General features: G+C 67.0%; 11 protein-coding genes and 1 riboswitch. Of the genes, 9 read left to right on the top strand and 2 right to left on the bottom strand.

Annotation, left to right across the window (positions count from 1 at the left end; genetic code table 11):
* Positions 1–134: 134 nt before the first annotated feature.
* The 3 genes from J2R78_RS11440 to J2R78_RS11430 are packed head-to-tail and all read left to right on the top strand — an operon-like array spanning position 135 to position 5,639.
* Positions 135–4,292: an S-layer family protein gene (locus J2R78_RS11440; RefSeq protein WP_253604437.1), complete on the top strand. Its 4,158-nt coding sequence runs from the start codon at positions 135–137 to the stop codon at positions 4,290–4,292.
* The gene (locus tag J2R78_RS11435; protein WP_253604436.1) at positions 4,289–4,864 is read left to right on the top strand and encodes an invasion associated locus B family protein; all 576 of its coding nucleotides are present in this window, start codon (positions 4,289–4,291) and stop codon (positions 4,862–4,864) included. Before J2R78_RS11440 ends, J2R78_RS11435 begins: the two co-directional genes overlap by 4 nt.
* Before the next feature lie 13 nt (positions 4,865–4,877).
* Entirely contained in the window at positions 4,878–5,639 is a 762-nt protein-coding gene (locus J2R78_RS11430; protein ID WP_253604435.1) for a hypothetical protein, read from the top strand.
* 76 nt (positions 5,640–5,715) lie between these two features.
* On the opposite strand, the gene J2R78_RS11425 is transcribed toward J2R78_RS11430, so the two are convergent.
* Together J2R78_RS11425 and J2R78_RS44745 are read right to left on the bottom strand one after the other, a co-directional pair.
* On the bottom strand, positions 5,716–6,153 hold the full coding sequence (locus J2R78_RS11425) for a hypothetical protein (RefSeq protein ID WP_253604434.1): 438 nt from the start codon (positions 6,151–6,153) through the stop codon (positions 5,716–5,718).
* A gap of 152 nt (positions 6,154–6,305) precedes the next feature.
* Positions 6,306–6,431, bottom strand: a complete 126-nt coding sequence (locus J2R78_RS44745; protein WP_256558566.1) for a hypothetical protein — start codon at positions 6,429–6,431, stop codon at positions 6,306–6,308.
* A 246-nt stretch (positions 6,432–6,677) separates the two neighbouring features.
* Here J2R78_RS44745 and J2R78_RS11420 point away from each other — a divergent pair, with 246 nt between their 5' ends.
* From J2R78_RS11420 to J2R78_RS11395, 6 genes are all read left to right on the top strand, one after another.
* A complete protein-coding gene (locus J2R78_RS11420) occupies positions 6,678–8,483 on the top strand; it encodes a peptidoglycan-binding protein (RefSeq protein ID WP_253604433.1) in 1,806 nt (601 codons plus the stop codon).
* Positions 8,484–8,817: 334 nt separating this feature from the next.
* A riboswitch (guanidine-I (ykkC/yxkD leader) is annotated at positions 8,818–8,928 on the top strand.
* 77 nt (positions 8,929–9,005) lie between these two features.
* Complete coding sequence (locus tag J2R78_RS11415) at positions 9,006–10,079, top strand: putative urea ABC transporter substrate-binding protein (protein WP_225647375.1); 1,074 nt, start codon at positions 9,006–9,008, stop codon at positions 10,077–10,079.
* 46 nt (positions 10,080–10,125) lie between these two features.
* Complete coding sequence (locus J2R78_RS11410) at positions 10,126–10,944, top strand: ABC transporter permease (protein WP_253604432.1); 819 nt, start codon at positions 10,126–10,128, stop codon at positions 10,942–10,944.
* Positions 10,941–11,774, top strand: coding sequence for an ABC transporter ATP-binding protein (locus tag J2R78_RS11405; RefSeq protein WP_168858506.1), 834 nt, complete (start codon positions 10,941–10,943; stop codon positions 11,772–11,774). Before J2R78_RS11410 ends, J2R78_RS11405 begins: the two co-directional genes overlap by 4 nt.
* Positions 11,771–12,616, top strand: coding sequence for an urea amidolyase associated protein UAAP1 (locus J2R78_RS11400; protein ID WP_253604430.1), 846 nt, complete (start codon positions 11,771–11,773; stop codon positions 12,614–12,616). The genes J2R78_RS11405 and J2R78_RS11400 overlap by 4 nt, the downstream gene beginning before the upstream one ends.
* Positions 12,613–13,266 (top strand): urea amidolyase associated protein UAAP2, encoded by a 654-nt coding sequence (locus J2R78_RS11395; protein ID WP_253604427.1) that lies wholly within the window; start codon positions 12,613–12,615, stop codon positions 13,264–13,266. Before J2R78_RS11400 ends, J2R78_RS11395 begins: the two co-directional genes overlap by 4 nt.
* Positions 13,267–13,268 lie beyond the last annotated feature (2 nt).

Below are 13,268 nucleotides of genomic sequence, written 5' to 3'. Positions count from 1 at the left end.
CCAGGACCGGAAGGCGAGCGCACGTCGCGCGGTCTTCACATCTCCACATGCGCTCCCAAGGGACGCGCATGTCGGTACAGTCCGCGGCATGGCTCCCCCGACGTCTTTTCAAGATGTCGCAAAGGGGACGCACCATGGCCATCGCACGCAATTCAACCGAATCGCTGACGCGTCAGGGCCGCGCCGGCTTCGTCCGGAGCTGGGTCGCAACGGGCGATGCGGGCAGCCGTTCGCTGCGGCGGCGGTTGCTGGCGGTGTTGCGGTTGGCGCACCGGGTTTTGGGTGTGAAGCGCGATCGGCTGGGACTTGGTGCGCTCGGCGGCGGCGGGCGAGCGTCGGCCGTTGCCGTGACGCTTGGTGCATTTGCTGTCGTCGTAGTAACCGCCTCGGCCGCGAGCGCCGGAAGCGTACAGCTTGGTGGTGGAACTGCGACCGGCACCGATTCCGTGGCGATCGACACCAATTCGTCGGCCAGCGGCCTGCGCGCCATCGCGATCGGGAGTGGAGCAAACGCAGCCGGGCTGGATGCAGTTGCCCAGGGCACCGGCACCAGCGCCGGCGCCCAGAACGCCATCGCGATCGGTTTTCAGTCGATCGCTTCACAGCTAAACTCTCTCTATCTCGGGTCGCGTACGGCCGCGGGAACCGGCGCGCTCGCTACGAGCGCCATCGGCATCGGCACGGATGTGACAGCATCCCAGGTCGACGCCATTGCGGTTGGACGTTCATCCGTTGCGTCTGCACAGTACTCGGTGGCGCTTGGCCTGAACGCGAAGGCAACAGGCACTGGCGGTGCAATGGCGCTGGGCCAGGGCACGGTCTCGAGCGGCGTCAATTCGGTCGCGCTCGGTGTTCAAGCCAATGCCACCGGCGCCGGCACGAGCGCCCTGGGCACATTCGCCAGCGCCACCGGGGGCAATGCCACCGCGGTCGGCGTCAGCTCCTTGGCGAGCGCCAACTATTCGTGGGCCGGAGGCTGGGCATCCGTTGCCTCGGCGGACAGCGCGACTGCTCTTGGCAAGCAGGCGACCGCGTCGGGGATCAACTCATTCGCCGGAGGCAGCTCCAGCAACGCAGCCGCAGATTTTGCCGTGGCTGTGGGCAATCAGGCGCAGGCTCTGAGTACCGGGGGCTCGGTTGCGATCGGATCGGGCGCGGTCGTCAACAGTGCAGCGACGGGCGGCATCGCGATCGGCAACAATGCGGCATCCGCCGGCATCAGTTCGATCGCGAACGGCGTTGGGGCCAGCGCGGCGGGAGCGTACTCAACTTCGGTTGGTGCCGGCTCTAGCGCCAGCGGCGCCCGTGCGTTTGCCGGTGGCCGTTCGGCTGTAGCTACAGGCGATGATTCCGTCGCCATTGGCGTGACGGCCAACGCGACAGCGCCAAGCGCGACCGCACTCGGAGCGGGCGCATCGGCTCTCGCCCTAAATGCAGTCGCCGTCGGCACCGCCGCTACTGCGGACTCAGCCAACGCGGTCGCCATCGGCACCAGCGCGACCGCAACCGGCGGCCAGGCGGTTTCCATCGGTGCGAACAACGTCGCCTATGGCGATGGCGCCGTGGCGATCGGCGATCCCAGCTATGCCAGCGGCACCGGCGCCTTCACCGGCGGCGCGAACAACATCGCCAACAGTGACGGTACGGCGAGCGCCACCGCCGCCAACCAGGCCAACGGCGCCGTCGCGATCGGCAACAACAACAAGGCGATCGGGCAGGGCTCCGTGGCGCTCGGCAATGGCTCCACCGCGGGCGCCGCCGGTCTTGCGGGCAATATCGCATTGGGCAACGGCGCCACAGCGGCGGCAAGCTCCGGCGATGTCGCGCTCGGCTCCGGCAGCGTCACCGCTGCCGCTGTCAACACGCCGAACACGGTGATCAACGGCACCACCTACAGCTTCGCCGGAACGACAGCGGTCTCGACTGTCAGCGTCGGTGCGGTCGGCGCGGAGCGCACCATCACCAATGTCGCGGCGGGCCGCATCAGCAACTCTTCGACCGATGCGATTAACGGATCGCAGCTCTGGGCCACCAACCAGGCGGTCGACGGCCTCGCCACCACCGTCAACAACATCAACACCGGCGGCGGCATCAAGTATTTCCACGCCAACTCGACGCTGGCCGATTCCTCCGCCGCGGGGACGAATTCGGTTGCGATCGGCCCGGTGTCGACCGCGACCGGCAGCGGCTCGGTGTCGATCGGCAACGGCGCGACCGCCGCAAATGCCAACGACATCGCGCTCGGCTCCGGCAGCCAGACCAGCACGGCGGTCCAAACCGCCAACATGGTCATCGGCGGCACCACCTACAGCTTCGCCGGTACCACCCCAACCTCGACGGTCAGCGTCGGCTCGGTCGGCAATGAGCGCACCATCACCAACGTCGCGGCGGGACGGGTCAGCAACGGCTCGACCGATGCGATCAACGGCTCGCAGCTGTTTGCCGCGACGTCCGCGATCGACAGCCTGTCGACCGTCGTCAGCAACGGCCTGACGCATTATTATGGCGTCAACGACGGGGGCACCCAGCAGGCCAACTACAACAACAACGGCGCGACCGGCGTGAACTCGATGGCGGCCGGCGTTGCCGCGTCGGCGACGGCGGCGAATGCCACGGCGCTCGGATTCAACACCCAGGCGACGGTGGATGGCGGCGTCGCGATCGGCTCGGGGTCGATTTCCAACCGCGCGCTCGCGCCGGCGTCCGGCACGATCGGCGGCACCATCATCCCCTACAACACCACCGATCTAGCGCTGCTCGGCGCGGTGTCGGTCGGCAACGCGACGAGCTACCGGCAGATCACGAACGTGGCCGACGGCACCCAGGACAGCGACGCCGTCACCGTGCGCCAGCTGACCGGTGCGCTGACGTCGTTCGCGACCACGACGACGAAATACTTCCACGCCAACTCGACGCTCGCCGACTCGCTCGCGGTCGGCAACAATTCGGTCGCGGTGGGCCCTGCGACCGTGGTCAACGGCGACAACGGCATCGGCATGGGCTTCGGCGCAACCGTGGCGCAGACCGCGCCCGGCGGCATCGCGATCGGCCAGAATTCGGTGTCCAACTTCGCCGATTCGATCGCGTTCGGCACCAATGCCCAGGCCAGCGGCGTCCAGTCGGTGTCGATCGGCGCCGGATCCCAGACCACCAACCCGACAAGCGTTGCGCTCGGTCCGAACGCCAAGGCGACGGCGCAGGCCGGCGACGTCGCGCTCGGTGCCAATTCGACCACCTCCACTGTGGTCGCGACTTCGAGCACCTCGATCGGCGGCACCACCTACAACTTCGCCGGCACGACGCCGACCTCGACCGTCAGTGTCGGCAGCGCCGGTGCGGAGCGCACCATCACCAACGTGGCCGCGGGCCAGATCACCCAGACCTCGACCGACGCGATCAACGGCTCGCAGCTCTGGGCCACCAACACCTCGCTCGCCGCTCTCTACACCACGGTGAGCAACATCTCGACCGGCGGTGGCGGCGTGAAATATTTCCACGCCAATTCGACCGCGGCGGATTCCATCGCGACCGGCGCGGAGAGCGTCGCAATCGGGCCGCAGTCGGTCGCGAGCGGCGCCAATGCGATCTCAATGGGCAACGGCTCGGCCGCGTCGGCCGACAACTCGGTCGCGATCGGCGCCGGCGCCAAGGCGACGCAGGCCAACTCGCTGGCGCTCGGCGCCAACGCGACCACCACGGCCAATCTGAGCGATGCGGCCTATACGCCGGTCGTCGGCAAGACCGTCGCGGGCGTTGCGACCGGCGAAGTGTCGGTCGGCTCGTCCGGCGCCGAACGCCGCGTCACCAATGTTGCCGCCGGCTCGGCGGCGACCGACGCGGTCAATGTCAGCCAGCTCCAGGCGGTTGCGTCGAGCTCGATCCGCTACGACTCCGACGGTTCCGGCAACACCACCAACAAACTGACGCTGAACAGCGGCAACGGCGCGCCGGTGACCATCAGCAACGTGGCGCCCGGCGTCCTCGGCACCGATGCGGTCAACGTCAATCAGCTCAACAGCGCGTTCCAGCAGCTCAACGGCCAGATCGGCGAGGTGCGGCAGGACGCCTGGCGGGCGGCCGCGATCGGCATGGCCGCCGCATCACTGCGCTATGACGACCGGCCCGGCAAGGTGAGCGCCTCGGCGGGCGGCGGCGTCTGGCGCAGCCAGGGCGCGCTCGCCTTCGGCATCGGCTACACCAGCGAGAACGGCAAGCTGCGCACCAACGCCGCGGCAACCACCGCCGGCGGCGACTGGGGCGTCAGCGCCGGCGTGAGCCTGACGCTCAATTGACCCTGACGGCGACGAGGCGGCTGGCGTGTCTGGCCTTGATGATCTGGCTCGGGGCGGCGGCGAGCGCCGCCGCGCAGGGCGCGCCGCCTGGCGCCTACGCCGTGAAGCCGTCGGACGTCGTGGTGCCGGAGGGCGAGACGCTCGGCGAGTTCAGGCGGATGATCCAGCCGTTCAAGAACTGGACCCTGATTTGCGACGAGAGTCTCAAATCGAAGCGCCGCGTCTGCAACGTCACGCAATCGATCGTCAACGCGCAGGGCGCGGTCGCCTTCAACTGGTCGCTGATCGCGACCGCCGACGGCAAACCGCTGATGGCGATGCGGATACCCGCGGCCGCCGGGGTCGGCGCGCAGATCGAGCTCGCGCTGGGCGACAGTCCGGACCGCATCGTCGCGCAGACCGATCGCTGCGATGCCAGTTTCTGCTTCGCCACGGTCGCGATCGGCAACGTGCTGAGGCGGCACATCCGTGCGGCGACGCCGTGCCGCGTGTCCTATCAGCTGCCGCAAGGGCCGATCGTGCTGGAGGCGCCGCTGGACGGACTGTCCGGTGTGCTGGCGAAGCTGAAATGAGACAACAGGCTGCATGCGGATCCGGAAGCCGGAGCGACGCATCGAAGTGCGGGACGAGAAGATGAATACGCCGATGCGACTGAAGACCCCCATCCTGATTTTCACGGCGGTCGTCGTGGCGGCGCTCAGTGCGGCCGGCGTCGTGGGCTATGCCCAGCAGATGCAGCCGGCCCAGTCGCAGCCGATGCCGCTGCAGCCGGCGACGCCCGCGCCGGCCAAAAAGCCCGCCGCCGCCGCGAAGCCGCAGCCGCACAAGCAGCGTCCGCAGGAAGCGCCGACGCCGCCGTCTGCCGCGGCATCCGTTCCGCCGCAGCAGGCGGGCCAGCAACCGACCGTGTTCGACGAGCACGCGCGGCAGGGCAACATCGTGACCTGCGCCAATCTGTTCGGGACGCTCGGCCGCGGCCTCGCGATGAACTCCAGCTACACCGCGCAGTCGCAGTGGGACGCCAAGGCCGGCAATTCGCATTCGGTGCAGTCGCTGGTCGCGCTCGCACCTAACCAGGCCAGCCAAGCCACCCCCGCCGTCAATCAGCAGGCCGCCGGCATCGTGTTTGCCGCGCCGGTCGGATCGTCCTGCGAAGGCAATCTGGTGCGGGTGACGCCGCGGACGGAGAATTGCTCGACGGTTGCCGCCGAACTCGCCAAGCTCAACGGACAGACCGGCACGCTCGGTGATCTCGCGACGATGGCGCTGCCGAACGGCGCGCAGGTGGTGCTGATTCCGTTAGGCAACGCCTGCGTCGCGGTGACCGCGCTGCGGGTCGCCGGGTAACGCTGCCGCTCAACCCGGTCGACCCTTGCCGGCGCCGGTCAGCCCGGCTGGCCGCGCCGCGTCGGTCTGGCCGATCTCACCAATGACGCCAGCGATGATGCCAGCGCGGATAGCCGCCGCGATAGTAGGCGTATGCCGGCCGCACCACGTGGCGATAGCGATAGCCGTAATAGGCCGGCCGGTATCCGCTATAATATGTCGTGGTGTAACCGCCGCCCCAACGATACGGCGCAGCGTAATAGCCGTCGTCATAGGCGTAGCTGCCGTACCCGTAATAGGCGGGCGAATAGCCGTAACCGTAGCCGTAGCCGGGGTAGCCGTAACCATAGGAATAGCCGGGATAGCCATAGGCTGACGAGGCGAGGCCGCCGACGACTGCGCCGGCAATCAATCCGCCTGCGAGCGCGGCACCCCACCCGCCGTGTCCCCACCGTGCTTCGGCGGGCGCCGGGGCTGCGATGGCGCTCACCCCAAGCGCACCGACGGTTGCAAGAACAAGGCCTGTCTTCCTCATGGGATCCTCCTCGATGATAGTTGCCCAGCCGGTCAACGGGGCAGGGGGGCATTGGTTGCGAATGGCCGCGCGCCTGCAATGAACCTGGGCCTGCAACAAGCCTGGCGGCGAGGTGGGCGCAGTGGTGCCGCCGTTGACGGGGAATCAAATGTTCAAGGGCGAACGGAACCGGTTCCGATCCTCCGCCGGTCGCAGCGAATGATGATCCGCGTGAACGGGCCGAACATCGACGTGACGGCGAAACCACGCTCGATTTCAAAACGGGAAAGCGCGGCCATCGGTTCCTGCAGCTTGATCGCTCGGCAGTTCCCTTGGTGCGAAATGTCGCGTCGCGCCGGCATCTAGGAACGGTGCGGGCGGCGACGCTGTTTCCTCACAAGGCAGGTTCACCGGTGAGTCGCGCGCGCCGCTGCGTCGTGTCGCTCGCCGGCTTTGTTGGAACGCGGCCACGGCGTGGAGCGCGCCAGCCATTTGGCGCCAGCTTCGCAATCCGGCCAGCCGCTAGACTGCAGGAGGAATCGGTAATGCAGAGCAAGATGATGAAGAGCAAGTTTCTGCTGACGACGGCCGTGCTGTTGGCCGGCGTCAGTCTCGCTTCGGCGCAGAGCATGCGCGAGGGCGGGGGCGGCATGGGTGGTGGCGGAAGCGTCGGCGCGGGCGGTGGCGGTAGCGAACACGGCCGCTCCGCAGGCTCGCCGGCCGGCAGTTCCGGCGGCGCAATGCATGGCAGTCCCGGGGCATCGCGAAGCGAAGGGCGAAGCGAAGGCATGACGGCCGGTCGCGGCCAGGGTGGCGCACGAGAAAGCCAGGGCGCACGAGAGAGCGGCAGGGCTGAAGGACAGATGGGCCGCGGTGCGGCCGAGCGCAGCCAGACCACCGGCCAGGCCCGCGAGAGCGGCCGCGCCGAGCAGGGTCAGCGCAGCCAGAGCAAGCAAGACCAGAGCAAGCAAGAGCAGACCGTCGGCCAGAGCCGAAACCAGCGCGAGCAGATGGGCCGATCTGAATCCCGCGAACGCGGCAGCGCCACGACGCGGCAAAGCCAGCAGCAGGAGAATCGCGCCAACACCGCGAACCGCAGCCAGGGCACCACGACCGGTCAGGGGACGGCTCAGGACAAGGCTCAAGGCAAGACTCAAGGCAAGGCGGGCACGACGACCGGCCAGAGCACGACCACGGGCCAGGCAAAGGGCGCCAACACGACCACCGGCCAGGGCACAACGGCGGCCCCGAATACGCGAGCCGGCCAGACCACGGGCGCGGCCGCTCCGCAGTCCGGCACGACGCAAAACCGGATGAACTCCGGACAGACCACCGGTCAGGCCCAGGGACAAACCGGGACAACCGCTCAGACCCAGGCCCAGTCGAACGCCACGGTCCAGACCGAGGCTGGGCGCACCGTGACCGCGCAGCAGCAGAGCACGATCCAGCGCTCGGTGCTGTCGGCGCGTAACGCACCGCGCGTCAATGTCAGTACGATCAACTTCGCGGTCAATCCGGGCGTGGTGGTGCCGCGGAGGTTCAACGCGGTGTCGGTCGCAACCTTCCCGGCGCTGATCGATGCGTTCCCGTATTATCGCGACGATAGTTTCTTCGTCGTCGAGGATGAAGTCGTGTTCCTCGATCGCGAGCGCCGCGTCGTCGACGTGGTCCCGGTCGGACCGCGGACGCGCTTCAGCCATCGCGGCGGCGGTGGTGGCGCTAGCGTTGCGATGATGGACCTGAACACGCAGCAGATCCGCGAGGTGCAGCAGGTGCTGATCGACCGCGGCCTGCTGGTCGGCGAGGCCGACGGCGTATTGGGATCGCGGACCCGCGAGGCGCTGATCACCTTCCAGCGTCAGGAAGGCATCACGACCAGCGGCAGCGTCGACACGCGCACGGTGACCGCACTCGGCCTGTCCGACAGAATCGGTCAGGGCGCGGGCGCATCGTCGACGGTCGGCCAGAGCCGCACCCAGCAGAACACGACTGGACAGACGACCGGTCAGACCAACGCGCCGCAGAACCAGTCGACCGGCCAGACCGGCACTCAGCAGCCTGCCCAGCAGAACACGACCGGGCAGACCACGGGTCAGGCGAACTCGCCGCAGAACCAGTCGACAACCGGCCAGAGCGGAAATCAGCCGTCCGCTCAGCAGCAGGCCCCGCAGCAGAATACGACGGGCCAGGCTGCACCGCAGAACCAGTCGACCGTCGGTCAGGGCAACGGCAATCAGTCAAATGCCGGCCGGGACACGCAGTCCAGCCAGCCCAACCAGAACAACAACCCGCCGTCGTCAGGCTCAGGCCAGAGCCCGCAGACGCCAGCGCAAAACTCCGATCGGAAATAGGATCTCTGTGCAGGAGCCCCGCTGCAGAGCGGGGCTCTTTTTTTGCGATCTTGCGATCAGTCTTTTAGTTCGGAATTCGGCACCAGGCCGAACCGGCCGTGCAATCCGCGCCAGAGGCCGGCGCACAGAACGCTCAGAAGCTTGCGCATCGAACTCCCCTCGACATCAACCATCGTGCGATCCTGCTGATGCCGGTGGCGAAAGGACAGAACCAATTCTGAGCAGGTCTGCGCAATCTTTAAGCAAGACACTGTCGCCGCCGCGCCGCGCGCGCGGAAAATTCTCATGAGATTCAATTGCCGGCCCGCTGGCACGCCTCGTGCATCAATCGCATCGAGTTGGCCGCTAGGGTTCCGACCTTGCAACGCAAGGTGCTGGTCCGAGAGCAGCCGCTTGCGGGGGAGACATCCCCGCAGGTGCACGGCGGGATAAAAGCCCGGGAGACCTCGTCAGCCAAGGGATTGGCGGAGCGATGGTCTTTTCGCCAGTCCCTTTTTGTGAATTTCGCAAGAGGGATCGGCAATGAACAAATTCGTTTTCTTCCTTCGCTCTGTTGTCATCGGCTGCGCGGTCGTGCTGGCGGCTGCGCCTGCGGCCGACGCCGCGCCGAAGAAAAGCTTCAAGGTCGCCTGGTCGATCTATGTCGGATGGATGCCGTGGGGCTATGCGGCCGACACCGGCATCGTCAAGAAATGGGCCGACAAATACGGCATCGCGATCGAGGTCAAGCAGTTCAACGACTACGTCGAATCGATCAACCAGTACACTGCCGGCGGCTATGACGCCGTCACCATCACCAACATGGACGCACTCTCGATTCCGGCAGCCGGCGGCGTCGACACCACCGCGGTCGTGATGGGCGATTTTTCCAACGGCAACGACGCGGTGATCCTGAAGAACAAGACCGATCTCGCCGCGATCAAGGGCCAGACGGTCAATCTGGTCGAGTTCTCGGTGTCGCATTATCTGCTGGCGCGCGCACTCGAGACTAGCAAGCTGAGCGAGAAGGACGTCAAGGTCATCAACACCTCCGACGCCGATATCGCGGCCGCCTACAAGACGCCTGACGTCAGCGCGGTGGTGACCTGGAATCCGATCGTAACCGAAATCCTCGGCTCGCCCGACGCGAAGAAGGTGTTCGATTCCTCGCAAATCCCCGGCGAGATCATGGACCTGATGGTGGTGAACACAGCGGTTGCAAAGGACAACCCGGATTTCGCCAAGGCGCTGGTCGGCATCTGGTACGAGACGCTGTCCAAAATGACGGCGAACGACGCCGCGGCGAAGGCCGCCAAGGAGGCGATGGCCAAGGCCTCCGGCACCGACCTCGCCGGCTTCGACAGCCAGCTCTCGACCACAAAACTGTTCGACAAGGCAACCGACGCCGAAGCCTTCACGCGCAGCCAGACCGTCGGCGTGACCATGGATCGGGTGCGCAAGTTCCTGTTCGAGAAGGACCTGCTTGGCAAGGGCGCGAAGTCGGCCGACGCGGTCGGCATCGAGCTCGCCGACAAGTCGGTGCTGGGCGACAAGTCGAACGTCAAGCTGCGCTTCGATCCGACCTACATGGACGAGGCCGCCAAGGGCAAGCTCTGACGCCAAGCTCTGACGCGCAGTGCGTCGCCCCAAGCAGGAGCTGACCATGCGACTTGTGAACATACGGCCGGGACGGCAGACGCGGTTCTATCTGCTCGCGCTGCCGTTCGTATTGGTCGCAATCGCCTACTTCGCCGGCTCCAGCGCGCGGCTCGCGCAGAACGCGAATGACAAGCTGTTGCCGGCGCTGCCGAGCATGGTGCAGGCCGTCAAGCAGATGGCGTTCGAGGTCGACCCGCGCACCGGCGGCTATCTGATGGCCTCCGACACGGTCGCCAGCCTGGGGCGGCTCGGCTCGGCGCTGGCGATCTCGACGGTGGCGGCGCTCGTGCTCGGGATCGTGATCGGGCTGTTGCCGGGCGCCAACGCCCTGCTCGGGCCGTTCGTGTCTGTCACCTCGATGGTGCCGCCGCTGGCGCTGTTGCCGATCCTGTTCATCGTGATGGGGCTCGGGGAGAATTCCAAGATTGCGCTGATCGTGATCGGGACGCTGCCTTGCATGATCCGCGATCTCGCCATGAAGGTGCAGGAGCTGCCGCGCGAGCAGATCGTCAAGGCACAGACGCTCGGCGCCTCGACCTGGCAGATCGCGCTGCGCGTCGCGATGCCGCAAACCCTGCCGCGGCTGATCGACGTGTTGCGCCTGCAGCTCGGGCCGGCGTGGCTGTTCCTGATCGCAGCCGAGGCGATCGCATCCGATTCCGGGCTCGGCTACCGGATCTTCCTGGTGCGCCGCTATCTCGCGATGGACGTCATCATCCCCTACGTCGCCTGGATCACGCTGCTGGCGTTCCTGATCGACGTCGGCCTGCGCGTCATGCAGCGAAGGTTGTTTCCGTGGTTTGCTTCGGTGAGGGCGGAATGAGCGCGATCCGCTTCGACGACGTCTGGAAGGAATATGGCGACCACATCGTGCTCGAGCGCATCACGATGGAGGTCGAGCCGCGCGCCTTCATTGCGCTGGTCGGCCCGTCCGGCTGCGGCAAGACCACGCTGCTGCGCATGCTGCTCGGCGAGGAGCAGCCGACCCGCGGCCAGATCCTGGTCGACGGCAAGCCGTTGCCTGGCGAGCCGGACGCCGACCGTGGCGTGGTGTTCCAGCGCTACTCGGTGTTTCCGCATCTGACGGTTTTGCAGAACGTCATGCTCGGGCGCGAACTGCGCGACGCCAAATTCACCGGCCGGCTGTTCGGTGCCGCGCGCCGCGCCGCCGCCGACGAAGCGATGAAGCTGCTCGCCGAGGTCGGGCTCGCCGGCCAGGAGAGCAAATATCCGTCCGCTTTGTCGGGCGGCATGCAGCAGCGGCTCGCGCTGGCGCAGGCGATCATGCGCGGGCCGAAGATCCTGCTGCTCGACGAGCCGTTCGGTGCGCTCGATCCCGGAATCCGCGCCGACATTCACCTTCTGATGAAGCGGCTCTGGAACGAGACTCATCTGACGGTCGTGATGGTGACGCATGACCTCAGTGAAGCCTTCGGACTCGCGACGCGCGTGATCGCGCTGGAGCGGCAGCGCAACCGCCCCGAGGAGCGCGAGCGCTACGGCGCCACGGTGTCGCGCGACCTCGAGATCTTTCCGCGCCGCAGTGCGGAGCTGCGGTCGTCAGTTCAACCAGCTCCGACCGGGACGACCCGGTCAGGCAAGGAGCATCAGCCGGGACGGCCCGGCGCTCTCGTCTTGAAGGAGCAACCATGATCCTCACAGAGGAACAAAGGGCCGAGATCGCGGCGCATACCCGGCGGTATAACGAGCTGAAGGCGGCGGGGCAGGAGCACGCGCCGCGGGCGCTGCCGGCGCCGACCGCGCGCGACGCCGCGCCGATCGATGCCGACACGGTCATTCACCGCGAGACGATCCCATCCGGCTGGTACTGGACCACGCGGCTGAACCGCGGCGACACCCTGCGCGTCGTCAACACATCGGGGACGTCGACCGTCAGCCTGCTCGCCTGGAACAGTGCCGACACCACCGAGCGGCTCAACCACGCCGACACCATCAAGGTGCAGTGGGCGGCGCGGTTGCAGAAGGGGCGGGTGCTGCTGTCCGACATGGGGCGCGCGCTGCTCGGCGTCACTGAGGACAGCAGCGCCGCACATGATGCCGTGGTCGGCGGCTCGACCGCGGCGACCAACCTAGCCAGATACGGCGAGGGCAATTTCCGCAACACGCGCGACAATTTCATTCTCGCCGCAGCCAAGCTTGGCCTTGATCGCCGCGACGTGCATCCCTGCGTCAGCTTCTTCGCACCGGTCGCGATCGACGCCGACGGCAAGTTTGTCTGGTCGGAGCAGCGGCGGCAGCAGGGCGATTTCGTCGATCTGCGCGCGGAGATGGAGCTTCTGATCGCGCTGTCGAACTGCCCGCATCCGCTCGATCCCGCCAAAATCTATCCGCAGGCGAGCGTGGAGATCGTGCGCTACCGCGCGGCCGCGCCGGCGGCCGACGATCTGTGCCGGACTGCGACCGCGGAAGCGGCCCGCGCCTACGAGAACAATGCGCTGTATCTCGGCGAAGCCCTGGAAGGAGCCGTGCGATGACCATGCAACCTGTTCGCACCGCCGGCCGCATCGTTCTCGATGTCGAAATTCCCGCGCGCAAGCCGTGGTCGGCGATCATCCGCAAGGGGCAGACGCTGCGGATCACCGATAGCCATGGCCAGCAGGCGGTCGACACGCTGTTCTATTGCGCCAGTGATTTCGGCGAGCGCTACAGCGGCCAGGATACGCTGCGCGCGCAGGGCTCGGCCTATGTCGGGCTGGGCACCAGGATCATGTCCAACGAAGGCCGCGTGATGCTGCGCGTGACGGCAGACAGTTGCGGCCTGCACGACACATCGGCGGGCGCCTGCTCCTGTGAGAGCAACACCGTGCGGTTCGGGCACCAGACCCGCTATCAGCACGCCTGCCGCGAGAATTTCGTGATCGAAGCCGCGAAATACGGCATGTCGAAGCGCGACATCGTGCCGAATCTGAACTTCTTCATGAACGTGCCGATCGATCCCGCCGGCAATTTCACCGTGGTCGACGGCGTCTCCAGGCCCGGCGACGCCATCGAGCTGGTCGCCGAGATGGACGTGCTGTGCCTGATCTCGAACTGTCCGCAGATCAACAATCCCTGCAACGGATTCTTCCCGACGCCGGTCCAGGTCACGATCTTCGACGTCGGGATCGTCGAGCCGGAGGCGTGAGG

Origin of the sequence: Bradyrhizobium sp. USDA 4538 (assembly GCF_024171045.1) — a bacterium.
Taxonomy (GTDB): domain Bacteria; phylum Pseudomonadota; class Alphaproteobacteria; order Rhizobiales; family Xanthobacteraceae; genus Bradyrhizobium; species Bradyrhizobium australafricanum.
This window is presented reverse-complemented; position numbering and strand designations above follow the sequence as displayed.

Coding starts and splice junctions, on each gene's coding strand:
- J2R78_RS11440 (WP_253604437.1), top strand. CDS start 135: ATGGCCATCGCACGCAATTCAACCGAATCGCTGACGCGTCAGGGCCGC.
- J2R78_RS11430 (WP_253604435.1), top strand. CDS start 4,878: ATGCGGATCCGGAAGCCGGAGCGACGCATCGAAGTGCGGGACGAGAAG.
- J2R78_RS11425 (WP_253604434.1), bottom strand. CDS start 6,153: ATGAGGAAGACAGGCCTTGTTCTTGCAACCGTCGGTGCGCTTGGGGTG.
- J2R78_RS44745 (WP_256558566.1), bottom strand. CDS start 6,431: ATGGCCGCGCTTTCCCGTTTTGAAATCGAGCGTGGTTTCGCCGTCACG.
- J2R78_RS11420 (WP_253604433.1), top strand. CDS start 6,678: ATGCAGAGCAAGATGATGAAGAGCAAGTTTCTGCTGACGACGGCCGTG.
- J2R78_RS11415 (WP_225647375.1), top strand. CDS start 9,006: ATGAACAAATTCGTTTTCTTCCTTCGCTCTGTTGTCATCGGCTGCGCG.
- J2R78_RS11410 (WP_253604432.1), top strand. CDS start 10,126: ATGCGACTTGTGAACATACGGCCGGGACGGCAGACGCGGTTCTATCTG.
- J2R78_RS11405 (WP_168858506.1), top strand. CDS start 10,941: ATGAGCGCGATCCGCTTCGACGACGTCTGGAAGGAATATGGCGACCAC.
- J2R78_RS11400 (WP_253604430.1), top strand. CDS start 11,771: ATGATCCTCACAGAGGAACAAAGGGCCGAGATCGCGGCGCATACCCGG.
- J2R78_RS11395 (WP_253604427.1), top strand. CDS start 12,613: ATGACCATGCAACCTGTTCGCACCGCCGGCCGCATCGTTCTCGATGTC.